At 32.9% G+C, this 23,446-nt stretch carries 24 protein-coding genes; 19 read left to right on the top strand and 5 right to left on the bottom strand.

Translation table 11 applies throughout. The annotated features are described in order from the left end of the window. The first annotated feature begins 19 nt into the window (after nt 1–19). The 3 genes from BUA99_RS01185 to BUA99_RS01175 are packed head-to-tail and all read left to right on the top strand — an operon-like array spanning nt 20 to nt 3,007. Nucleotides 20–1,633 (top strand): S8 family serine peptidase, encoded by a 1,614-nt coding sequence (locus tag BUA99_RS01185; protein ID WP_072987131.1) that lies wholly within the window; start codon nt 20–22, stop codon nt 1,631–1,633. A gap of 12 nt (nt 1,634–1,645) precedes the next feature. Further along, nucleotides 1,646–2,590, top strand: coding sequence for an NAD(P)H-dependent flavin oxidoreductase (locus BUA99_RS01180; RefSeq protein ID WP_072987129.1), 945 nt, complete (start codon nt 1,646–1,648; stop codon nt 2,588–2,590). After that, the gene (locus BUA99_RS01175) at nt 2,591–3,007 is read left to right on the top strand and encodes a hypothetical protein (protein ID WP_317045024.1); all 417 of its coding nucleotides are present in this window, start codon (nt 2,591–2,593) and stop codon (nt 3,005–3,007) included. It abuts the gene before it with no gap. A gap of 355 nt (nt 3,008–3,362) precedes the next feature. Here BUA99_RS01175 and BUA99_RS01170 read toward each other — a convergent pair whose 3' ends face one another. Then, a complete protein-coding gene (locus BUA99_RS01170; RefSeq protein ID WP_072987127.1) occupies nt 3,363–3,803 on the bottom strand; it encodes a DUF4268 domain-containing protein in 441 nt (146 codons plus the stop codon). A gap of 92 nt (nt 3,804–3,895) precedes the next feature. Between BUA99_RS01170 and BUA99_RS01165 the strand changes: the two genes are divergently transcribed. The 14 genes from BUA99_RS01165 to BUA99_RS01100 all read left to right on the top strand — a co-directional run bounded on the left by BUA99_RS01165 (nt 3,896) and on the right by BUA99_RS01100 (nt 15,255). Beyond that, on the top strand, nt 3,896–4,546 hold the full coding sequence (locus tag BUA99_RS01165) for an NUDIX hydrolase (RefSeq protein WP_072987124.1): 651 nt from the start codon (nt 3,896–3,898) through the stop codon (nt 4,544–4,546). Nucleotides 4,547–4,631: 85 nt separating this feature from the next. Further along, a complete protein-coding gene (locus BUA99_RS01160; protein WP_072987121.1) occupies nt 4,632–5,441 on the top strand; it encodes a lysophospholipid acyltransferase family protein in 810 nt (269 codons plus the stop codon). 211 nt (nt 5,442–5,652) lie between these two features. Then, a complete protein-coding gene (locus tag BUA99_RS01155) occupies nt 5,653–6,858 on the top strand; it encodes a glycosyltransferase family 2 protein (RefSeq protein WP_072987118.1) in 1,206 nt (401 codons plus the stop codon). A gap of 54 nt (nt 6,859–6,912) precedes the next feature. Next, nucleotides 6,913–8,220, top strand: coding sequence for a dihydrolipoamide acetyltransferase family protein (locus tag BUA99_RS01150; protein WP_072987115.1), 1,308 nt, complete (start codon nt 6,913–6,915; stop codon nt 8,218–8,220). A 261-nt stretch (nt 8,221–8,481) separates the two neighbouring features. Beyond that, nucleotides 8,482–9,252, top strand: a complete 771-nt coding sequence (locus tag BUA99_RS01145; protein WP_072987113.1) for a 3'-5' exonuclease — start codon at nt 8,482–8,484, stop codon at nt 9,250–9,252. Between the two features lie 53 nt (nt 9,253–9,305). After that, the gene (locus tag BUA99_RS01140) at nt 9,306–9,917 is read left to right on the top strand and encodes a fumarylacetoacetate hydrolase family protein (RefSeq protein ID WP_072987111.1); all 612 of its coding nucleotides are present in this window, start codon (nt 9,306–9,308) and stop codon (nt 9,915–9,917) included. After that, nucleotides 9,917–10,261, top strand: coding sequence for an Hpt domain-containing protein (locus BUA99_RS01135; protein ID WP_072987109.1), 345 nt, complete (start codon nt 9,917–9,919; stop codon nt 10,259–10,261). The genes BUA99_RS01140 and BUA99_RS01135 overlap by 1 nt, the downstream gene beginning before the upstream one ends. A 191-nt stretch (nt 10,262–10,452) precedes the next feature. Further along, nucleotides 10,453–11,706, top strand: a complete 1,254-nt coding sequence (locus BUA99_RS01130; RefSeq protein WP_072987713.1) for a CinA family nicotinamide mononucleotide deamidase-related protein — start codon at nt 10,453–10,455, stop codon at nt 11,704–11,706. Nucleotides 11,707–11,778: 72 nt separating this feature from the next. Next, on the top strand, nt 11,779–12,015 hold the full coding sequence (rpmB, locus tag BUA99_RS01125; protein WP_024980263.1) for a 50S ribosomal protein L28: 237 nt from the start codon (nt 11,779–11,781) through the stop codon (nt 12,013–12,015). 27 nt (nt 12,016–12,042) lie between these two features. Then, nucleotides 12,043–12,225, top strand: coding sequence for a 50S ribosomal protein L33 (rpmG, locus tag BUA99_RS01120; RefSeq protein WP_016988713.1), 183 nt, complete (start codon nt 12,043–12,045; stop codon nt 12,223–12,225). Between the two features lie 73 nt (nt 12,226–12,298). Beyond that, a complete protein-coding gene (locus BUA99_RS01115) occupies nt 12,299–12,451 on the top strand; it encodes a DUF4295 domain-containing protein (RefSeq protein ID WP_072987107.1) in 153 nt (50 codons plus the stop codon). Between the two features lie 128 nt (nt 12,452–12,579). Beyond that, the gene (ftsY, locus tag BUA99_RS01110) at nt 12,580–13,560 is read left to right on the top strand and encodes a signal recognition particle-docking protein FtsY (RefSeq protein WP_072987105.1); all 981 of its coding nucleotides are present in this window, start codon (nt 12,580–12,582) and stop codon (nt 13,558–13,560) included. A gap of 977 nt (nt 13,561–14,537) precedes the next feature. Then, nucleotides 14,538–14,978: a hypothetical protein gene (locus BUA99_RS01105; protein WP_072987710.1), complete on the top strand. Its 441-nt coding sequence runs from the start codon at nt 14,538–14,540 to the stop codon at nt 14,976–14,978. After that, nucleotides 14,959–15,255 carry a DciA family protein gene (locus BUA99_RS01100; protein ID WP_072987101.1) on the top strand — a complete coding sequence of 99 codons (297 nt, stop codon included), beginning with the start codon at nt 14,959–14,961 and terminating at the stop codon, nt 15,253–15,255. Before BUA99_RS01105 ends, BUA99_RS01100 begins: the two co-directional genes overlap by 20 nt. A gap of 82 nt (nt 15,256–15,337) precedes the next feature. Here the strand turns inward: BUA99_RS01100 and BUA99_RS01095 are convergent, their stop codons facing one another. The 4 genes from BUA99_RS01095 to BUA99_RS01080 all read right to left on the bottom strand — a co-directional run bounded on the left by BUA99_RS01095 (nt 15,338) and on the right by BUA99_RS01080 (nt 21,267). Then, on the bottom strand, nt 15,338–16,879 hold the full coding sequence (locus BUA99_RS01095; protein WP_072987098.1) for an acyl-CoA carboxylase subunit beta: 1,542 nt from the start codon (nt 16,877–16,879) through the stop codon (nt 15,338–15,340). Nucleotides 16,880–16,951: 72 nt separating this feature from the next. After that, complete coding sequence (gene accC, locus BUA99_RS01090; protein ID WP_072987094.1) at nt 16,952–18,391, bottom strand: acetyl-CoA carboxylase biotin carboxylase subunit; 1,440 nt, start codon at nt 18,389–18,391, stop codon at nt 16,952–16,954. Nucleotides 18,392–18,491: 100 nt separating this feature from the next. After that, entirely contained in the window at nt 18,492–18,977 is a 486-nt protein-coding gene (locus tag BUA99_RS01085; protein WP_072987091.1) for an acyl-CoA carboxylase biotin carboxyl carrier protein subunit, read from the bottom strand. A 100-nt stretch (nt 18,978–19,077) separates the two neighbouring features. Further along, nucleotides 19,078–21,267 carry a B12-binding domain-containing radical SAM protein gene (locus BUA99_RS01080; protein WP_072987088.1) on the bottom strand — a complete coding sequence of 730 codons (2,190 nt, stop codon included), beginning with the start codon at nt 21,265–21,267 and terminating at the stop codon, nt 19,078–19,080. A 251-nt stretch (nt 21,268–21,518) separates the two neighbouring features. On the opposite strand from BUA99_RS01080, the gene BUA99_RS01075 reads away from it, so the two are divergent. Further along, nucleotides 21,519–22,127: an RNA polymerase sigma factor gene (locus BUA99_RS01075; RefSeq protein ID WP_072987084.1), complete on the top strand. Its 609-nt coding sequence runs from the start codon at nt 21,519–21,521 to the stop codon at nt 22,125–22,127. Between the two features lie 92 nt (nt 22,128–22,219). Continuing rightward, complete coding sequence (locus tag BUA99_RS01070) at nt 22,220–23,335, top strand: FecR family protein (protein WP_072987080.1); 1,116 nt, start codon at nt 22,220–22,222, stop codon at nt 23,333–23,335. Nucleotides 23,336–23,446 lie beyond the last annotated feature (111 nt).

The following is a 23,446-nucleotide window of genomic DNA, read 5'->3' as shown; positions in this document are numbered from 1 at the left end:
ATAACATACATTTTTTTATATGAAAAAACAGTACTTCATTTTATTATTGATTTCCTCTCTAGGATTTTCGCAGCAAGATGCTTGGGTGTATTTCAATGCAAAACCGAGTTCTCAACTATATTTTGATTCACCTTTGTCTATGCTTTCGCAAAGAGCTTTAGATCGCAGGAGTAATCAAAACATTACTTTAGACGAGAAAGATATCCCTATTAATTCCTCATTTATTACACAAGTAAAAGCAACAGTAGGAGTTACTGTTTTAGCTAAGTCAAAATGGCTAAATGCCGTTCATGTTCGCGGAAGTCAATCAAATTTGAATACTTTAAGAACATTAACTTTTGTAGACAAAATTGATTTTGCCAATAAATCTTTAAATCAGTCGGCGCGAATTATAAAATCGGCAAAGATTAAACAAGGTAGTAAAACTAAGAAGACTAAAATTGACTTTGCATACGGTACTTCCGCAAACCAAATAGAAATGCTAAGTGGACAAGTTTTGCATCATCAAAATTTCACTGGCTCGGGTAAAATCATTGCAATTATGGATTCTGGCTTTCCAGGAGTGAATACGGCACAACCTTTCCAGAGACTTGTAAATAACAATAAGATTTTAGGTGGTTACAATTTTGTATTGCGAAATTCTAATTTTTATTCAGGAGATTCTCACGGTACATTAGTGCTTTCAACAATGGGCGGCTACAAAGAAAATTCATTAGTTGGAACCGCGCCAGATGCATCGTATTATTTATTTGTCACAGAAAATGATGATTCTGAAAATCCTGTTGAAGAATCGCTCTGGGTCGAAGCAGCTGAAAAAGCAGATAGCCTAGGTGTTGACGTCATAAATTCATCATTAGGCTATTTTGAATTTGACGATGCTTCTTACAATCATACGTATAACGAAATGAATGGTACAACTGCATTCATGTCGAAAGGTGCTGAAATTGCTTTTAGTAGAGGTATGATTATCGTAACCTCAGCCGGAAATTCAGGTTCTGATAACTTGGATCCTCATATTGCTGTTCCCGCAGATGCTATTTCGGTAATTGCTGTTGGAGCTGTTAATGCTACTAGAAACCGAGTTGGATTTAGTTCTATAGGTCCAGCATTCGACCAGAGAATAAAGCCAGAAGTTATGGCTCAGGGCCAATCAGCTGTTGTTTCTGATGAAACAGGGAAAATAGGAGTAGCAAATGGCACTTCATTTTCAGCACCAATTATGGCGGGAATGATCGCAAGTTTATGGCAAGCGCTTCCGCAAAAGACAAATCGGCAAATTCGCGATATTGTTCTTCAATCGGCGGATCGATTTACAAATCCTGATAATGAATATGGTTATGGAATTCCTAATTTTTCTTTAGCATTAAAAAACCAGTTGTTTTCAAATTCGCTCGTTTCAGATGAATTTATCGTTTATCCAAATCCAACAAATGACTTTATTTTAATTATGTTACCTGATAAATTTAAATCTGGAACATTGTTTATTTTTAATACTATTGGTCAGAAAATGATGGAGCAAACGGTTACTGCTAACGCAGCAACAATTTCTTTAAAGCCCTTAGAAAAAGGAATATATTTTTATAAAATGGAATCAGATAATTTTTCTAAATCGGGAAAAATTATAAAGCAATAAGCATAAACTTAAATGAATAAAATTACTGATCTTTTCAAGATAAAATACCCAATTATCCAGGGAGGAATGATTTGGAATAGTGGTTATAAGTTAGCAAGTGCCGTTAGCAATGCTGGTGGATTGGGATTAATTGGTGCCGGTTCAATGTATCCTGAAATTTTGCGAGAACACATTCAAAAATGTAAAAAAGCAACTTCAAAACCTTTTGGTGTAAATGTGCCAATGCTCTATCCTAACATCGAGGAAATAATTAAAATTATAATAGATGAAGGAGTGAAAATTGTATTTACATCAGCTGGTAATCCTAAAACATGGACGTCATTTTTAAAAGAAAACGACATTACGGTTGTTCATGTAGTTAGTAGTTCAACATTTGCATTAAAAGCGCAAAGTGCTGGAGTTGATGCAATAGTTGCTGAAGGCTTTGAAGCTGGTGGACACAATGGTAGAGAGGAAACTACGACATTTACGCTTATTCCTATGGTACGGGAAAAAATTACAGTTCCCCTAATCGCAGCCGGCGGAATTGCAACGGGTCGAGGAATGCTAGCTGCAATGATTCTGGGTGCTGATGGTGTACAAGTAGGTAGTAGATTCGCTGCATCGACCGAATCGTCAGCACACGATAATTTTAAGCATACAATTGTGAATGTACACGAAGGCGATACCCAACTTACCTTGAAAGAATTGGCGCCAGTTCGATTAATTAAAAACAAATTCTACCAGGACATTCAAGATTTGTATCAGCAAAATCCAACAAAAGAGGAGCTTATAACGTTATTAGGTCGTGCAAGAGCAAAACGAGGTATGTTTCAAGGCGATTTAATTGAGGGCGAACTTGAAATAGGTCAAATTGCAGGAATAATAAATGAAATACAACCAGCAGCAAAGATTATTGAAGATATGATAACCGATTTTGAGATTGCAAAAAAAGAAATAACCACATTTGGATTTTAAATGATGACAAGAATCAAACAATATATTTTAGTACTTTTTCTAATTGCAGGTTTACAAAGCGCTTTTGGCCAAACCTATAAATTTAAAACATCAGGTTTTAGCGTTTTAGAAAAAAACGAAAAAGGAAAATGGGGAAAATGGTCTGATTTGAGTTTGGTTAATATTCTAGTAACATTAGATACCAATAAAAGCCGCATTGTGGTGTATTCTCAAATTATTCAACTTTTTGAAATTGTTACTTATCAACCCATTGAGGAAAATGATTCTGATATTGTTTATTCCTTTACCTGTATAGATAATGAGGGTTTAAATTGTACAGTCTCAATTGTTACTAGAAAAAAACAAGACAATAGAAAACAACTATACATAAATTATGGTAACCGAATTATAAACTATAATATTTTCAACATGCCTTAGTGACGCTCGTTAGAAAATTAAAGTTGTTGCGGTAATTGAGAATTATTAAGATGATGGGAGCAAGAAACTCTTAATTAAAGTTCTTTTAAAGAATTTGGTATTTTTTGATATTTCAAATTGGGTATGTCGTTTCAATCTTTTTGATAATTTTTCAAAAAAAAGATTTTACTATAAAGAAAAGTTAGATAAATTATATGAAAAATACTTTGGTATCTTTTAGAGTAAAATTTTAATCAAAACAAAATCTACTTTTTATCCACAAAAATTTTGGCGTATAGGCGGAATTTCTAGAGTGATTAAAAGAATAAATTTTAAAAACATTTAAGGAAGGTATTAAATGCTTAAATCACAATAATCACATAATTTCAATATCCTTAATAAAAGAATCGTACTCGGAATAAAACCCCTCTAATGCATTCATTTTTTCATTGTAAAATTCAAAAATCTTATCCCAATTATTTCTATTGCTGACTCCAACACCCACAATTTCTACCCAAATCCTGCTTATATTTTTACCACTTTCAAGGGTGTGTTCTTTTTCAAAAACTAAATCTTTAACAAATTCTTCTTCAAGAATGTTTTTCAATGCCTCTAGTTTTTCAAAATAAGCAATTCTTTTTTCATCATTTCGATGTTCAATGTCTATTAAAACCTGTGCTTTTCTATTATCAACATAAAACTTAAAGGAGAAATCTTTAATCTTAGTATCGTATAGAAGCCACTTTCGTGGAAATTTCAGAGCAAATTCTACCCAGAATTCCCGTTTTAATCTTTGAGTTTCTTCTTTACTATACATTAGCGATATATTTAGGTGTGAGAAAATAGGCTTAATTATATTTTCTGAGTACTTTTAAAATAAATAATAGTTAGCAAAAATAGACTTTGAATATGGATTTTCAAGAATTTTTACAGTTTGTTCCTAAAATAATTGACATTACACTTCCAGCTTTTCATGCACATATAAAAATGGCACCCATTCATAGAATGGAAGATTTAGCTACAATGGATTTAAGCAATAAAAACCCAAAAATTGCTGCCGTATTAATGCTTTTTTATCCTAAAAAAGAACAAACGCATTTAGTCTTAATCCTCCGGAATTCTTATGAAGGAATTCATTCGGCTCAAGTGGGTTTTCCTGGAGGAAAGTATGAACAAGGAGATGAAAATTTAATTTTTACAGCATTGAGGGAAACACATGAAGAAATTGGAATTCATCCTGAAAAAATTGAAATAATAAGATCTTTTACTCAATTGTATATTCCTCCTAGCAATTTTTTAATTCATCCTTATTTAGGTATTTGTAAACAAAAACTTATTTTTGTTCCTGATCCTCATGAGGTTGCCGCTGTTATTGAGTTGCCATTGTCTGTGTTTTTAAATGAAAGTACAGTGATAAATAGTAACGTAAAAATCTCTGATGCATCTATTAGTGCTGTGCCAGCTTTTAATATTGACAATCAAATTGTTTGGGGAGCTACAGCTATGATTTTAAGTGAGCTAAAAGAGGTTTTAAAACAAGTATTGCCTATTTCAAAATAAGTTGGTATTATATCTCTATTGCCAATAAATCATCAAAAAATATTTTCGTAAGTTTGAAATTTAAATATTGTAAACTATATTAGTTATGGGATTGTTAAAGCGAAATCCTTTTGGACACATACTATTTCTAAAAAAAATGTTGATTCGGATTTTCGGTGTGGTTACGCACCGGCGCTATCGAGGATTTAATGAATTACAAATCGAAGGATCAGAAATTATCAGGAATTTGCCGGATCGTAATGTTCTGTTTATATCAAATCATCAAACCTATTTTGCTGATGTTGTGGCAATGTTTCATGTTATAAATGCAAGTCTTAGTGGACGGGAGGACAATATAAAAAACGTTGGTTATTTATGGCAGCCCAAAATGAATATTTATTATGTTGCTGCGAAGGAAACGATGCAAGCGGGCATATTACCTCGAATTATGGCTTACGCTGGAGCAATTTCAGTAGAGCGGACTTGGCGCGCGAAAGGCGTTGATGTAAAAGATAAAAAAGACATCAACCCAGATGATACTGAAAACATCAAAACTGCGCTCAACGACGGCTGGGTAATTACGTTTCCACAAGGTACAACTAAGTCATTTAAACCCGTTAGAAAAGGCACTGCTCATATTATAAAACAACATCGTCCTATTGTAGTTCCTATTGTTATCGACGGTTTCCGACGCTCATTTGATAAAAAGGGACTGCGAATGAAAAAGAAAGGTATTCTGCAATCTTTTATTATTAAAGAACCGCTGGATATTGATTACGATAATGATTCTATTGATGAAATTGTAGAAAAAGTTGAATATGCAATAGAGCAACATTCTTCTTTCCTAAAGGTCATTCCAGCTGAAATTATCAAGGAGCAAGAAGAATTAGATAAAACACGTAAATGGGAATATTAAAAATAAACCAAACGTAGCTCTAAGCTTATCAAAGCGCTTTAGTCGTTATAAAAACTGATATATAGAGAAAACACAACTACTAAAACTAATGTGAATCTGAACTTGTTGAAGAACTTCAATTGCAATTTAAGGTGACGTACAAAGAATACTTAATTATTAAAACTAATGTCACCCTGAATTGCTCGATGAACACTAACGTATTAATAATAAGATGCAGTTATCCGTCATTATCCTGAACTATAATGTTCGCTATTTTTTAGAACTTTGTATTATAAGTGTTCAAAATGCACTTGTAGAAATTAACAGCGAAATTATTGTAATTGACAATAATTCACACGATGATAGCTGTGAAATGATGATAACGCGTTTTCCTAATGTAAAACTCATTCAAAACAATGATAATTTAGGTTTCTCAAAAGGTAATAATATTGCTGTGGATAAGGCAAAAGGGGAGTACATTTGTGTCCTAAATCCGGATACTGTTGTTGCAGAGGATACTTTTATTAAAATTTTGGCTTTCGCCCAAAGGCAAAAAAAACTAGGAATTATAGGTTGCAAACTTATTGATGGAGCTGGTAATTTTTTACCTGAAAGTAAGCGCGGTGTCCCAACTCCCTGGGTCGCTTTTACTAAAATATCGGGTTTGTACAAATTTTTTCCCAAATCAAAACTTTTTGATCAATATTACGCAGGCCATTTAGATGAAAATGAAACCGGTAAAGTCGATATTCTAGTAGGTGCATTTATGTTTATGAAACGGGATTTATATCGCGAAGTTGGTGGATTTGATGAAGATTGTTTTATGTACTCTGACGATATTGATTTATCTTATGTTGTATCTCAGAAAGGAAATTACAATTACTATTTTCATCAAACAACAGTCATTCATTTTAAGGGAGAGAGCACAGTAAAAGATCGAATATACATGAAACGATTTGCAGAATCGATGAACTTTTTTTATAATAAGCATATTAAATCAAAAGGTTTAGGATCAATTTATTTTACTGTATTTATGAAAATTGGTATCGTGTTTTTTTTTCTTACCAGAAAATTGCAACATAAAATACAAGAGGTATTAGTTCCAAATGCGTATTACCTATATTCTACCTCAGAAATATTATTAAATAAATTATGTGTGCTTTTGCAAAAAAAAGTCACTTTACACAATTTAAAAAATCAAAAAGAATTAATTTCGTGCCTAAATAGAAATGATAATAAAGTAGAAATGATTCTGGATAATGAAAGTATTTCTTTTAAAGACTATATTTCGTTTCTCGAATTAGCAAAGAATAAAGGTTTTACGTTTAAAATTAAACCAAAAAACGCTAATTTTTTAATAGGAAGTAATAATAGTAACGAAAGAGGCGAGGTTATTAAAATAGAGGAAAAAAATACATTTAATGTAAATTATAATTGAAATATTTAGTAATTTCGCAAACTGAAAATCAATATCACCTTTTAGGGTAACAATATGGCAAGATTTGAATTAAAACTTCCTAAAATGGGAGAAAGCGTCGCAGAAGCAACCATTACAAATTGGTTGAAACAAATTGGAGACAAAATTGAAGCTGATGAAGCAGTTCTTGAAATTGCCACTGATAAAGTTGATAGCGAGGTTCCAAGTGAAGTTTCGGGTGTATTAGTAGAACAATTGTTTGGCAAAGATGAATTAGTTCAAGTGGGCCAAACTATTGCAATAATCGAAACGGAAGATGAAGAATCTTCATTAATAGAACAAAAAGCAGTTACACCTGAAATTGTTACTGAATTAACTAAAATGGTGGCTACTGATAATTTAGTTGTTAAAGAAAATGCAACTACTAATGACTATTCAACAACAGAAAAATTCTTATCACCTTTAGTTAAAAACATAGCTAAAGAAGAGAGTGTTTCAGTGGCAGAACTTGAAGCAATTGCAGGAACAGGAAAAGAAGGTAGAGTTACTAAAAATGATATTCTAGAATATGTAAAAAACAGAACGAATCAACCAGTTGCTACTCCAGTTGTATCAGTTCAAAAAACAATTGCTGCTCCAGTAGCGCAAAAGGCAGCTCCAGTATCAGTAAGTGGCGGAGACGAAATTATTGAAATGGACAGAATGCGCAAGCTTATTGCGGGTTATATGGTTGCTTCAGTACAAACTTCAGCACACGTACAATCCTTTATTGAGGTGGATGTAACAAATATTGTGAAATGGAGAGAAAAAAATAAAAATGCTTTCGAAAAAAGAGAGGGAGAAAAGTTGACTTATACTCCAATTTTCATGGAAGCTGTTGCAAAAGCAATTAAAGACTATCCAGGAATGAATATTTCTGTGGATGGTGATTACATTATTAAAAAGAAAAATATTAATCTAGGAATGGCGGCCTCCTTACCAAATGGCAATTTAATTGTTCCAGTTATAAAAAATGCCGATCAATTGAATTTAGTGGGAATGGCCAAAGCGGTAAATGATCTTGGTGGTCGCGCCAAAGCGGGGAAACTAAAACCAGATGATACGCAAGGCGGAACTTACACGGTTACTAATGTTGGGACTTTTGGTAGTGTTTTTGGAACGCCAATTTTAAATCAGCCGCAAGTAGGTATTTTAGCTCTAGGAGCCATTCGTAAAGTTCCCGCTGTTATTGAAACTCCAGAAGGAGACTTTATAGGAATTCGTCAAAAAATGTTCTTATCCCACAGTTACGATCACCGAGTAGTAGATGGTGCTTTAGGCGGAAGTTTTGTAAAACGTGTTGCCGAATATCTAGAAGCTTTTGATATTAATAGAGATCTTTAAAAAGATAAAATTATAATTTTAACCCGACTCATTTTAAGAAAATAGTCGGGTTTTTATTTTAAGTCCTATTTGTTTTGCACACTAAATACTCATTTGATTTGTTTTTCAGTATTTTAATTTTTGCAGTTCTCAAGGGTGAGTATTGCAATAATAAAATTATTTTTATTGAGAGCTTACTTTTTTCCATTGAAACTTTAAAATCTAAACTTCACATAAATTTAAACTCAAATTTATATATTTGTAACCACACAAAAAATAAAAATGGAACTTAAACTTAGTAGGCCTATTTGCTTTTTCGATCTTGAAACAACAGGAATTGATATTGGCAAAGATAGAATTGTAGAAATCTCAATATTTAAAGTTTTTCCAAACGGAAATAAAGAAAGTAAAACTTGGTTAGTCAATCCTACGATCCCGATTCCTCCTCAAACTACGGCTATACACGGAATTACAAATGAAAAAGTAGCTAATGAGCCCACTTTCAAAGAGTTAGCGACCCAAGTCCATGCAATGATTAAAGATAGTGATTTAGCTGGATTTAACTCAGATCGATTTGATATTCCATTATTAGCAGAAGAATTATTGCGTGCCGGAGTAGATTTTGACATGAAAGGAAAAGTTTCAGTCGATGTTCAAACTGTTTTTCATAAAATGGAAGAACGTACTTTGAGTGCTGCACTTAAATTTTATTGCGGAACAACATTAGAAAATGCACACTCAGCGGAGTCGGATACAATGGCGACTTACGAAATTTTAAAAGCGCAGTTGGACCGTTATCCAGAGCTAGAAAATGATATGAAATCATTATCTGAATTTACGACAAGAAAGAAAATTGCTGATTTTGCTGGAATGATTGCTTTCGATAAGGACAATGAAGAGATTTTTACATTTGGGAAGCATAAAGGCGTGAAAGTCGATAAAATTTTAGAAACAGAACCTGGATACTTTAGTTGGATTCAAAATGCAGATTTTCCCTTGTACACAAAGAAAGTATTGACAGCAATTAAACTAAGGAAATTAAATACTAAATAAAAAATGCTCAGTGCTCATTTTGGCAGAATACTGAACACGAAACTTAAAATGCTATGAAAATAATCTGCATCGGTAGAAATTACACCAATCATATAGAAGAGTTAAAAAACGAGAGGCCTACTGAGCCCGTTGTTTTTATGAAGCCGGATTCAGCAGTTTTGTTAAAGCAACATCCGTTTGTGATTCCAGAATTCTCTAATGATGTCCACCACGAAATTGAGCTTATTGTGAAAATTAGTAAAGTGGGGAAATATATTGAGCCTAAATTTGCACACAAATATTATGACGAAATTAGTGTTGGAATTGATTTTACTGCCAGAGATTTACAAGATAAATTAAAGTCGAAGGGTTTGCCGTGGGAAAAAGCAAAAGCTTTTGACGGTTCAGCGGTTATAGGTGACTTTATACCGATAAATCAGTTTAGCTCGCTAGAAAATATTACATTTGAATTACATTCTAATAATCAAATAGTTCAAAAAGGAAATTCAAACCTTATGCTATGGAAAATTGACGAGTTAATTTCGTATGTTTCTCAATATTTCACATTGAAAATTGGCGACATTATTTTTACAGGAACTCCAGAAGGAGTCGCTGCAGTTAAGTCAAATGATGTTTTAGAAGGGTTTTTAGAAGGAAAACAATTATTTAGAATACAAATAAAATAATGGCAATACATTACAATCTTTCAAAAGTGTACGCACTTTCAGACAATGATCCAGAATTTGTAAATGAAATTCTGATGCTTTTTGTATCAGAAATTCCTGAGGATTTATTGCAAATTAAAGAGGGAATCAAGAAAAAAGATCACAAGCATGTATATGCTTTTGCTCATAAAATCAAGCCAACTTTAGATTTAATGGGTTTAAATGTCGCTTTTGAAGAGATTCTTCAAATAGAAGCATGGACTAAAACCGAAGGCAAAAAGAAGGATATTAAGGAAACCTTTAAAAGTGTCAAGACACAAGTGAAGGAAGCGATAAAAGAAATTAAAAAAGATTTTAATTTGTAGTTCTTAGGCGTGAACATTCTTCCAATAGCGTTACAGCATGTTCGGGCTATCCGTTACAATCATTTTATTGCGCTATAGTTCCATAATAAAAGGATTTTCACTACGATCCCTCACGCAAAAAGAGAAATGTGCTTAGAACAGACATTTCTCTTTTTATTTTAATAAAAATTTTAAGATTAAAATTCAAAACAATGAAAGCAACCATAGTTACTATTGGTGATGAAATATTAATAGGTCAAATTGTTGATACTAATTCGGGTTTTATTGCAAAATCACTTGATAAAATTGGTATTGAAATTAATGAGATGATTTCAATAAGTGATGATAAAAATCACATTTTAGATACGTTTGCAAAATTGCAAAACACAGTTGATTTAGTTATTATAACTGGAGGTTTAGGACCAACTAAAGATGATATCACGAAGAAAACTTTTTGTGATTATTTTGACGATGAGCTTATTGTAGATAAAAAAATAGAAAAACATGTAATTGAACTTATTGAGCGTGCGATGAATAGAAAAGCTTCGCAAATAAATAAAGATCAAGCTTTAGTACCCTCCAAATGTATAGTTCTCCATAATCAAGTAGGTACAGCTCCTGGGATGTGGATGAAAAAAGAAAATACAGTATTTATATCTTTGCCAGGAGTTCCTTATGAGATGAAATATATAGTAGAGCAAGAAATAATCCCAAAAATTGTAAGCGAGTACAAGCGACCTTACATCATTCATAAAACTATCATCACTTACGGGCAGGGCGAAAGTCTTGTTGCAGAACGAATTGAAGATTGGGAAAATAATCTACCTGAGTTCATCAAATTAGCGTATTTACCAGCTCCTGGGAGAGTGCGTTTGCGTCTTTCAGCTCGAGGTGTGGATAAAGAAAAATTAGAAGCTGCATTGGATGAAAGAGTGAGCTCATTGAATGCCATAATCAGTGATATTATTTTTGGTTTTGATGATAACGAAACTATTGAGGTTGTTTTAGGCCAGTTGATGACAAAGCAAAATCTAACACTTTCAACCGCTGAAAGTTGTACGGGCGGAAAAATTGCACAACTCTTAACCTCAGTTGCAGGAGCTTCAAATTATTTTAAAGGTAGCGTTGTGTCTTATGCAACACAGGTTAAAATTGATATTTTAGGTATAGACGAGAATTTGATAAAAGAATATTCAGTTGTGAGTGCTGAGGTTACTAAAGCGATGGCTTTGAGTGTTAAAAAGCTATTCAAAACAGATTTTGCAATTGCAACTACAGGAAATGCCGGTCCGGATAAAGGGGACTCAGATGTGGAAATCGGAACAGTTTTTATTGCTTTGGCAACACCAACCAATATAATTGTTGAAGAATTTCATTTTGGTCAACCCCGTGAAAAAGTGATAGATAGAGCCGTGATTAAAAGTTTAGAACTTTTACAAAAAGAAATTTTAAAAAATCTACAATAATATTGTTGGTTTATAGGTTTATTTTTCTTTTCTTTGCACCCTGATTTTGAATAACGATAAAAGATAAGAATAATGTCAAGAGTTTGTGACCTTACAGGTAAAAGAGCGATGGTAGGAAATAACGTTTCTCACGCTATGAACAAAACTAAGAGAAAATTTTCTGTAAACTTAGTTAAGAAGCGTTTTTATCTTCCAGAAGAAGATAGATGGATTACTCTAAGAGTAGCTGCATCTACGATAAAAACAATTAATAAAAATGGAATTGCTGCAGTTTTGAAAAAAGCACAGTCAGAAGGATTCATTAAATAATCTATTCCAAAATAAAAAAATAGCAAGATGGCAAAGAAAGGTAATAGAATCCAGGTAATTTTAGAATGTACTGAGCACAAGACTTCAGGTGTTGCAGGAACTTCTAGATACATCACTACAAAGAACAAAAAGAATACACCAGATAGATTGGAGATTAAGAAATTTAATCCAGTTTTGAAACGTGTAACAGTTCACAAAGAAATTAAATAATAATTAGAGATTTTGATAATCTAAAGTGGTTACATTTTTAGATTTATAAAATTTTAAAATACACATTTGAATCATGGCAAAGAAAACCGTAGCATCGTTACAAACAGCTTCAAAGAGATTATCAAAGGCCATCAAAATGGTGAAATCTCCAAAAACAGGTGCATATACATTCGTAGAATCTATAATGACTCCAGAATCAGTTGATGAATTTTTGAAAAAGAAATAATCATTAATTTATATTACATAGAAAAGCTACTTTCACTCGGAAGTAGCTTTTTTATTTTATACATTTACCATCAGAAATTGCATGGCTCGTTTTGACGTAAATACTTCATTTTTAACACTATATAGACAATGAGTTTTTTTAAAAAAATGTTTTCATCAGAAAAAAAGGAACCTACTTTAAATGAGCAGGAGAAGCAAACTTTAGACAAAGGACTTGAGAAATCAAAAGTATCTTTTTTTTCGAAGCTGTCTAAAGCAATTGCTGGAAAATCAAAGGTCGATGAAGATGTACTTGATGATTTAGAGGAAATTTTAGTAGCTTCAGATGTTGGTGTCAATACAACTTTAAAAATAATAGGAAGAATAGAAGAGCGAGTTGCCCAGGACAAATATCTTGGTACAGATGAACTAAATGAAATCCTCAGAGAAGAAATAGCAAACTTATTATCAGAAACTAATTCAGGTGAAGCAACTGATTTTCTTATACCTATTCAAACTAAACCATACGTTCTAATGGTTGTTGGCGTAAATGGAGTAGGTAAAACAACAACCATAGGTAAATTAGCTTATCAATTTAAAAAAGCGGGTTACAAAGTTGTTCTTGGAGCAGCAGATACTTTCCGCGCTGCAGCAATTGATCAATTACAAATTTGGGCAGACAGAGTGGGAGTTCCTATCGTGAGGCAAAATATGGGAAGTGATCCCGCTTCAGTAGCTTTTGATACCTTACAGTCAGCTGTTGCTCAAGAGGCTGATGTTGTGATAATAGACACAGCAGGACGATTACACAACAAAGTGAATTTAATGAACGAATTAACCAAAGTGAAACGCGTGATGCAAAAAGTTGTTGCTGATGCACCTCATGACGTTTTATTAGTTTTAGATGGTTCAACTGGTCAAAATGCTTTTGAACAGGCGAAGCAATTTACAGCTGCCACGGAAGTAAGTTGTTTAGCAGTTACAAAATTAGACGGTACAGCCAAAGGTGGAGTAGTAATTGGAATCTCTGATCAGTTTAAAATACCTGTAAAATACATTGGTGTTGGTGAAGGAATTGAAGATTTGCAAGTTTTTAATAAATATGCATTTGTAGACTCATTTTTTAAATAACAATTAGATGAATTTTTCCTTTTTTAAAAATTTACCAGTTCTTTATTTTTACTTAATCAGTATTGTTTCCTTTGTTATTGCGAATATTGTACGTGATCAAAGTATCACTATTTATTATATTGTATTGTTGATTGGTATAGTTTCTTTCTTTGTAGGAATTATGCGTCGTGTAAAGTCAAAATGATTTAAAACAAGTTACTTTTTTTTCATTAAATAGTATCAAAATTTGAAAGTGCTAGATTTACATTATCAGTTGCGTCACTCATTATAATTAAATCCATTTTTTGGTCGGAATAATGTAACTTTTATATTAATTTTTTCTTAGTGTCCCATATTCATTTGAAAGTACTTCTAGGATAATGCTTTCTTAAAATGTAGTTTGTATTTGTGGTAAATGAAAGGAAGCTTTTCTATTTAACCACCATAAATAGCCGTAAGATAAATGTATGTTTTGCGAGGTGTTTGCAGACTCTGAAGCTTAAAGGTCATCAATAATTATTTTAATTTCCCTCACTATATGACCGTTCACTACCATATTATATGCCTTGGTGTTTCTTAAAGCTAAATAATCTAAAAAAGGCGAAAAGCATTTTGATTCCAGCCTAAAATAGACAATGTTGTTGTTGCTCATACTATACTTGATATTTGTTTAAATAAGGCTTGTGACGTGCATGAATATTGATTACTGCAGTCTTAGAATTTTAGTCGAATCAAAATAATGGACGTTCATACAGGGGATTAGTTGTGGATATAGATACAGTGTTTAAAGGCTAAAACTAAGACCAAAGCAAATAAAAAAAGTTTAAATTGTATTTACTATTTTTTGTTTGTATTTATTACAATTAACTTTGTATCTAGAAAATAACTAATAACTTTCAGCATTCTAGTTATCGCCTCTGTTATTTTAGATTATAAAATAATAGCTGAAGGAATTAAATATGATTTGGGCGGAGATAATTATTAAAAAAAATAGTAATATGAAAAAAGTATTTGGAATTTTATTTATTTCTCTTCTTTTTGTCGCTTGTCAGCAAAAGATAAACAAAGAGGATATCACAAAAATTAACGGCTATTGGGAAATAGAAAAAGTCACTTTTGATAAGGAAAAAGACAAAGATTATACTATTAATGAAAGTTTTGATTACTTTCAAATTAAAGACAATAAGGGGATTAGAAAGAAGGTTATGCCGCAATTTGACGGCAAATTTTTAGTTAACGATGCATTTGAAAATGTTGTTGTTCGCTTTGTAGATGATAAAGCTTTCTTAGATTATTCAACGCAGTATATGAAGTGGAGTGAGGAGATTATTAGCTTGACAGCAGAAAATTTAATACTGAAAAATAAAGATAAAATTGAATATCATTATAAAAAAACGGAGGCGATTAATTTATTAGATGATGGCAAAACGACTAAATAATCAAAGTACAATAGGAGATGTTTTGAAACAGATTATTCAGGTAAATAAGCTTCAGCCAGGAATGGATCAAATTGACGTGAAAGATGCTTGGAGAAATTTAATGGGTAACGGTGTTAATAGTTACACGAATAATGTTGTTTTAAAAGGGAGTACGCTCTATGTCGAATTGACTTCATCAGTTTTACGTGAGGAGTTAAGTCATGGAAAGTCAAAAATCGTTGCGATGATTAATGAGGAATTGCGTAGAGACGTTGTAAAAGATGTTGTGTTGCGATAAAGCACTACTGTTTTATTTCGCTTTAGTATATAAAAAAACCAGCTCTACGCTGGTTTTTTTATATGATCTATTTTCCTAAAATTTATAACGGAATGTTGCCGTGTTTTCGATTAGGAGTTACACTTTCTTTATTTTCGAGCATGCTGAATGCTTTTATTAATTTTCGTCTAGTCTCTTGTGGTAAAATCACTTCGTCTATAAAACCACGCTGTGCTGCGGTATATGGATTAGCAAATAAATTTGCATATTCTGATTCTTTTTCTAGTAGTTTTGCTTCGTGATCTTTAGCTTCATTTATTTCTTTTTTAAAGATAATTTCAGATGCACCTTTGGCACCCATCACCGCAATTTCTGCCGTGGGCCAAGCAAAATTCATATCGGCACCAATGTGTTTTGAATTCATTACATCATATGCGCCACCATAAGCTTTCCGGGTTATAACAGTAACTCTTGGCACCGTAGCTTCGCTTAAAGCATACAACAATTTAGCACCGTGAACAATGATTCCGTTCCACTCCTGGTCAGTTCCTGGTAAAAATCCCGGAACATCAACTAATACTAGCAATGGGATATTGAAGGCATCGCAAAAACGAGTAAATCGAGCTGCCTTTTTCGAACTATTCACATCTAAGCAACCTGCTAAAACCATTGGCTGATTAGCAATAATACCAATACTTCGTCCACCTAATCTAGCAAAACCTACAATAATATTATCAGCATAATTTTTATGAATTTCATAAAAAGAATTTTCGTCAATAATACCAATAATTACCTTGTGCATATCGTATGGCTTATTTGGATTATCAGGTATTATAGCTAGTAATTCTATCCGAATCTCATCACCTAATTTATAAGGTAAAGTGGGCGCTAACTCTTTATTGCTTTGCGGTAAATAACTTAATAATCGCTTTAAATCCTCTAAACATTCTACATCATTTGTTGATGTGCAATGAGCCACTCCTGACTTTGTTGAATGTGTACTTGCCCCACCCAGTTCCTCAGAAGTTACGGTTTCATTAGTGACAGTTTTTACAACATTAGGACCGGTTACAAACATATAACTAGTATTCTCAACCATCATGGTAAAATCAGTCATAGCGGGAGAATAAACCGCTCCACCTGCACATGGTCCCATAATAGCAGAAATTTGCGGAATCACTCCAGAAGCTTGTACGTTTCTAAAAAAAATATCAGCATAACCGCCCAGAGAACGAACCCCTTCTTGAATACGTGCTCCTCCAGAATCATTTAGTCCAATCATTGGCGCTCCCATTTTGACCGCCATATCCATCACTTTACAAATTTTTTCCGCATGCGTTTCGGATAAAGAACCTCCAAAAACCGTGAAATCTTGAGCAAAAATATACACTAATCGCCCATTGATTGTACCATATCCAGTAATGACACCGTCACCATAATAAAGCTCCTTTTCCATTCCAAAGTCAGCCGTTCGATGGGTAACTAACATTCCAATTTCTTCAAATGAACCTTCATCCATCAAATAGTTAACGCGTTCTCTCGCCGTCAGTTTTTTATTTGAGTGCTGCTTTTCAATACGATTTTTGCCACCGCCTAAATGAGCTATAGCAATTTTATTTTTTAATATATCTATTTTGTCTTTCATGTTATTCACTTTATGTACCGCCTAGTTCCAATTTTTATTTATTTTTTACAATATTTTAAACTTATGTAAATCTTAAATAGATAATCGAACAATTTTTTGATCTTCAAAATATTGCTTAAGTGCTACAATAGCAGCAATTTCCGCTTCTTTATTCATTTGAATTTTTAAAACATCTGCGTAGTAATATTTTTTTACAAAATGTGTATCGAAATTTCCCGAGCGAAATGCTTCGTGTTCAAAAACAAATTTTCCAAAAGGCAATGTGGTTTGCACGCCTTCAACATGATAATCATCAATCGCTTTAATCATTAACTGAATCGCTTCTTCACGAGTTTCGCCATACGTTATTAGTTTCGCTAACATAGGATCATAATAAATAGGTATGTCCATTCCTTGTTCAAAACCATTATCTACCCGAATATTTTCGCCAATTGGTAATTGATATACATCCAAATGTCCAACGCTTGGTAAAAAGTCATTCATAGGATCTTCGGCATAAACTCTTAATTCAACAGCATGCCCTTTTATTTGTAAATCTTCTTGTTTAATTATTAATGCTTCGCCTCTTGCGACTCTAATTTGAAGCTCTACTAAATCAGTTTTTGTAATCCATTCCGTAACGGGATGCTCTACTTGTAGGCGCGTATTCATTTCGAGAAAATAGAAGTTGTTATTTTCATCTAACAAAAACTCAACGGTTCCCGCTCCTAAATAATCGCAAGATTTAGCAACTAGAACAGCGGCTTCACCCATTTTTTTTCGCAATTCAGGTGATAAAACTGACGATGGCGCTTCCTCAATTACTTTTTGATGGCGACGTTGAATACTACATTCTCTTTCGAATAAATAAAGAATATTGCCGTGGCTGTCTGCCATTACTTGAATTTCGATATGTCGTGGTGATGAAACATACTTTTCGATAAAAACTGAACCATCTCCAAAAGCAGCAATTGCCTCACTGATGGCCCGGTTCATTTGTGCTTCAAAATCATCCTCGCTTTCTACAACACGCATTCCTTTTCCACCTCCGCCTGCGGAAGCTTTAATTAAAATAGGAAAACCAATTTTCCTAGCGGCTACTTTTGCTTTCTCAATATCTGTAATCGCTTCATCAACACCGGGAACCATTGGAATGTTATATTCTTTAACAGCTTCTTTGGCCGCTAATTTACTTCCCATAACTCTGATTGCCTTAGACTTTGGACCAATGAAAATAATATTATTATTTTCGCATTCTTCGGCAAAATCAGCATTTTCGCTTAAGAAACCATAACCAGGGTGAATTGCATCGACATTCAAACTTTTAGCAACTTCAATAATTTTGCTTCCTAACAAATACGATTCACTTGAAGGTGCTCCGCCGATGCAAACCGCTTCATCAGCAAATTTCACATGAGGCGCATTTCTATCCACTGTAGAATAAACAGCAACCGTCTTAATTCCCATTTTTTGAGCAGTTTTCATTACTCTGATAGCAATTTCCCCTCTATTTGCAACTAATATTTTTTTCATTATTTATTTTTTATCCACAGATTCGCAAATTATAATAGTCTTAAAGTTTAATGATTGTAACAAAGATTATTCTTTACTATAATTTGGTAAGATGCTTTTTTTATTCAAACTCAATCAGTAATTGCCCTTTGTCTACAGCATCACCTACCACCACTGAAATGGATTTTATAACTCCATCACGAGGAGAAAGGAAACTATTTTCCATTTTCATGGCACCAAGAATAATTAAGTTATCGTTTGCTTTGACTTCCTGACCTACAGCAACACTAATTTCAAGAATTAGTCCCGGCATAGGAGCTTTGATGAAATTTACTTGTTTGGCGAGTCCAATTTCAAAACCCATTTCCTTGATAAGTAAGTCTAATGGATTTGATATAACTACATTATACCTGTTATTATTGACCTTTACTACATAGCTTTTTTCATTGAAATCAGCAGATATGATTTCTGCTTGGTAAGGTTTGTTTTCGTGCAGAACATGAAATTTATTGGTCTCAATACGCACCACATCAAGTGCGGAAATACTTTCCTTTTCTAATTCGAAATTTAATGTATCATTTACATTTATTTTATAACCAATACTCATAAGTACATTTTTTATTGGTTGTAAAAATAAGGAAAGAAATCGTTTTCGTTATTTAAAAAAAGTAGTTTTATCCTAAATTGCTAAAGATAGACGTAAAAATTTATAGTACTAACAATCCAAATTGTCTTAATGTTTGAATTGGCTTTGAATACCAGAACAATTCAAAATCAGGTAAGTTAGTTTCAAAGTCGTTTTTAATCTCCTGAAAAGTATAAATTTTAGTATTAGAAACGGAAATTTTCACAAGGATCTCAATTAGCCAATTCCCTTCTAATTTATTAGTTTGAATACTAAAACTTTCTTTTTTATCATGAAAAGTAAGTGTGACCATCTCCCAAGAATTTCCTTTTTTAGACTTTGTAAAATATTCAACTGTAGGTTTTCCTCCTAACCAAACTATTTTAGCTAAAGATTTAATATTAAAATCATTTTCTTCTTGTAAAGCATTAAAAATAAAGTCTGGTGAAATTGTAGTTTTTGGAATTTTAAAATCGAACCAATCTTGCAAACTATAATCAAAACAAATTCCGTGCATAAAATTGAATAATGATTTTTTGAGTCCAAAACTGAATTTTTCGTGATCTATTCCTGTTTTATCTGTAAAGGCTATATCGTTGTTAGCAAAAGTAATTTCATTTTGCTCCGCTATTACTCCGAACTTTTCAGGATGCATACCAACAGGACTGTGTGCCGTCATGGCAAATTGATGCCAAAAGCCAGATTGTAAAACGCCAATCTCAAATAATTGACGCACCATTTCCAAACTGTCTATCGTTTCTTGAATGGTTTGTGTAGGATAGCCATACATAAGATAAGCGTGAACCATCACTCCAGCTTCAGTAAAATTGCTAGTCACTTTTGCAACTTGTTCTACTGTAACCCCTTTATCAATGAGCTTTAATAATCTATCTGAAGCCACTTCCAGACCACCAGAAACCGCAATACAACCGGATGCTTTAAGCAGGAGACACAAATCTTTAGTAAAGCTTTTTTCAAATCGAATATTGGTCCACCAAGTTACTGCTAGATTTCTTCTCAGGATTTCAAGCGCTAGCGCTCGCATCAGTGCCGGAGGTGCAGCTTCATCGACATAATGGAAACCATTTTGTCCGGTTTGTTTAATCATTTCCTCCATTCGATCACAAAGTAAATTAGCGGCAACGGGCTCGTAAATTTTGATGTAATCCAATGAAATATCACAAAAAGTGCATTTTCCCCAATAGCAGCCATGTGCCATTGTCAATTTATTCCAGCGTCCGTCACTCCACATTCGGTGCATTGGATTCACAATCTCAATGACTGAAATGTATTGATCTAAAAGCAAATCAGAATAATCAGGTGTTCCCACTTGTGCTTGCTTATAGTCTGGTTTTGTCGAGTTGTTCTTGTAAACTACTTTTCCATTTTCAAGTAGAAAAGTTCGTTTATATTTTTTTTCGCTATTTTCGGAGGTCGATGCGTTTATTAATTCTTCAATAGGAACCTCGCCATCGTCTAAGGTTATAAAATCAAAGAAATCAAAAACGCGTATATCCGATAATGATCGTAGTTCTGTATTTGGAAATCCACCACCCATCGAAATTTTAATATGGGGATGATTTTCCTTGACCCATTGTGCAGCTCGAAAAGCAGCATATAAATTACCCGGGAAAGGAACAGAAATAAGAAACATACTGGGTTTTACATTCTCGATTCGATCTTTTAGAATCGAAAGAAAGATGGTGTCAATATAGGTTAGTTTTTGCTGCAAGGCTGTATACAATTCATTAAATGAATTAGCACTTCGTCCTAATCGTTCTGCATACCTACTAAAACCAAAATTTTCATCGATGCATTCTACAATAAAATCTGAAATGTCTTCAAGATACAAAGTGGCTAAATGTTTCCCTTTATCTTGTGTCCCCATAGTTCCAAAGGCCCAATCGAGTTCCTCTAATTGTGAAAATCGAGAAGCTTCTGGCAGGAAACCTTCCTGACAAATCTGAAGTGCTAAGGTTGGATTTTTTCCCTGTAGAAATTTAATTACTGCATCTATTGTCATCACATACTCGCGTTGCAAGGCAAAAATACGTTGTGAGTTAATAGAAATAGTACTGTTAATAGTAGCAGAAGTAAACAAATTATTTAGTCCTTCTTTGGAAAATAATTGTAATATTACTTCAATACCAAAATCAGCTTGCACGGACTCTACATTTATCGTGTTCAAAAAACCTTTAATATATGCACTTGCAGGATACGGCGTATTCAATTGCGTAAAAGGAGGTGTGATAACTAGCAATTTTGTTTTCAAGAGGTAATTATTTTGTGCAAAAATAGTGGATAATTAAATATAAATACTATTCAGCTATTGGTGTTCCAATTATTTATATTTATTTTTCTTGTAAGAGAAGATATATTACAAACTTCAAAAGTAATTAATCTTATTGCTATTTAAAACTATTAACAATTAATTATTATATAATATTGGATATTCGATTTTAAAGCCGTAAAATTACAAAAAGTTAACATTAATTTAATAAATTACTTATTTAGTGCTTAAAAGTGAAAATTAAATCAAATATAAATAATCACGATGATGACTTAGCGCTTTGGCAAGATCTAAGAGATGGAAATGAAAAATCTTTTTCAATAATCTTTGAAAAATATTATCCGCATTTGATCCGTTATGGAAATTCATTTTCACCATTTACTGAAAAAGTACAAGACTGTGTTCAAGATGTTTTTGCTGATTTGTGGTTGTATAGATCTTCGTTGAATGAAACTGTCTTTGTTAAAGCATACTTGCTTTCAAGTGTTAGAAAGAGAATGACAAGGCTTCAAGAGCGAGACTATATTTTCAATAAAAGCACATCATTAAAATCGATAGATTTTTTAACTGATTTTTCTATCGAACATGATTTGATAGCTGATGAAACAACAGCTTATAATGTCGCGAATATGAACAACTTGATAAATAGTTTACCCGCTCGGCAGAAGGAAGCGTTATTTTTAAGGTACCATCATGGTCTAGGAATTGATGAAATTGCTGACACACTTCAAGTCAACTATCAGTCCGCCAACAATTTATTATATCGCGCAGTGCTGAATCTTCGCAAAGGATGGAAAGAGAAATTATTGTTAATTTTAGCTCTATCTACCATTTTATTTTAACCTTTTTTTTATTTAACATAAAAATAATAATAAAAAGGTGAGTATATTATAAAAAATCTGTCCTTTCTATTATTGTAACCCATAGCTACATCATGCAAGACCGCAATAATTTTACGGATATAGAAGATTTTTTATCGAATGAGTCATTTCGTCGTTGGGTGAGATTTCAAGTTGATGATGAAAAGTGGGAAGATTGGACTTTAGAAGATCCTCAGCGCGCGAAATTAGTAGAAGAAGCTCGTTTGTGGATACTAGCAATGAACATTTCAGAAAATAGTGTTTCTAAACTGGAAATTGAGCGCGCAATAGAAAACACGTGGAACAAAATTAATAACAAAGCAAGTAAACTGGCAGAAACGGCGGAGGATTCAAGTTATTTCTGGAAAAATAATTGGGTAAGATCAGCAGCAGCTGTTATTGTTTTTGGAATGTTAGGATCTTGGTTTTATCAACAAAATGATTTTTTGAGCAATTCATCTCCTATATACAACGAACTAATTGCTGAAAATTTAGAAGGATTAGTCGAGCAAACTAATAATTCCAATAAGCCGCAAATCATTAATTTATCTGATGGAAGTTCAGTTCTACTTCAACCTAATAGCAAGCTGAGCTATCCTAAGATTTTCATTGGCAAAGAGAGAAAAGTATATTTAAGTGGAGAAGGCTTCTTTGAAATTAGCAAGAATCCAAAAAAGCCGTTTTTTGTCTTTGCAAATGAGATCGTCACGAAAGTTTTAGGGACTAGTTTTAGAATTAGAGCTTATGACAATCAACCTAACATAGAAATAATTGTTCGTACCGGGAAAGTGAAAATAATATCAAATAACACTGTTGCAAAATTTAATAAAGATGAAATTGAGCTGTTGCCTAACGAAGCGTTACGCTTTGTTAGAAAAAATCTTGAATTTAATAAAATTACCGATATAACTACGGATACTACCCTAAGTTCAAGTAATAACACAATTGAGAAACTTAGTTTTAATTTTTCTGATACACCTGTCGCTCAAATTTTAAAAACCATTGAACAAGCATATCTCGTGGATATTGATTTTCCTATCGAGAAATTAAAAAATTGTCATCTTACTACATCATTAAATGATCAACCTTTACCTGAAAAATTAAAAATTATATGCCGAAGTCTCGGAAATAATACCAGTTATGAAATGAATGGTAATCAAATAACTATATCCTCTGAAGGATGTGATTAACTAAATAGCCTATGTAAACTAAAAATAAAAAAGCGCCGAAATGCTGTAACATCGCGACGCTTAAATAAGTTCAAATTGTTCTCTGTAAAGGACAATTTGTATGTTGCCCAA

This window comes from Flavobacterium segetis, assembly GCF_900129575.1.
Classification (GTDB): Bacteria; Bacteroidota; Bacteroidia; order Flavobacteriales; family Flavobacteriaceae; genus Flavobacterium; species Flavobacterium segetis.
Note: the sequence above shows the minus strand (reverse complement) of the source record. Positions and strands in the feature narration are given on the sequence as shown.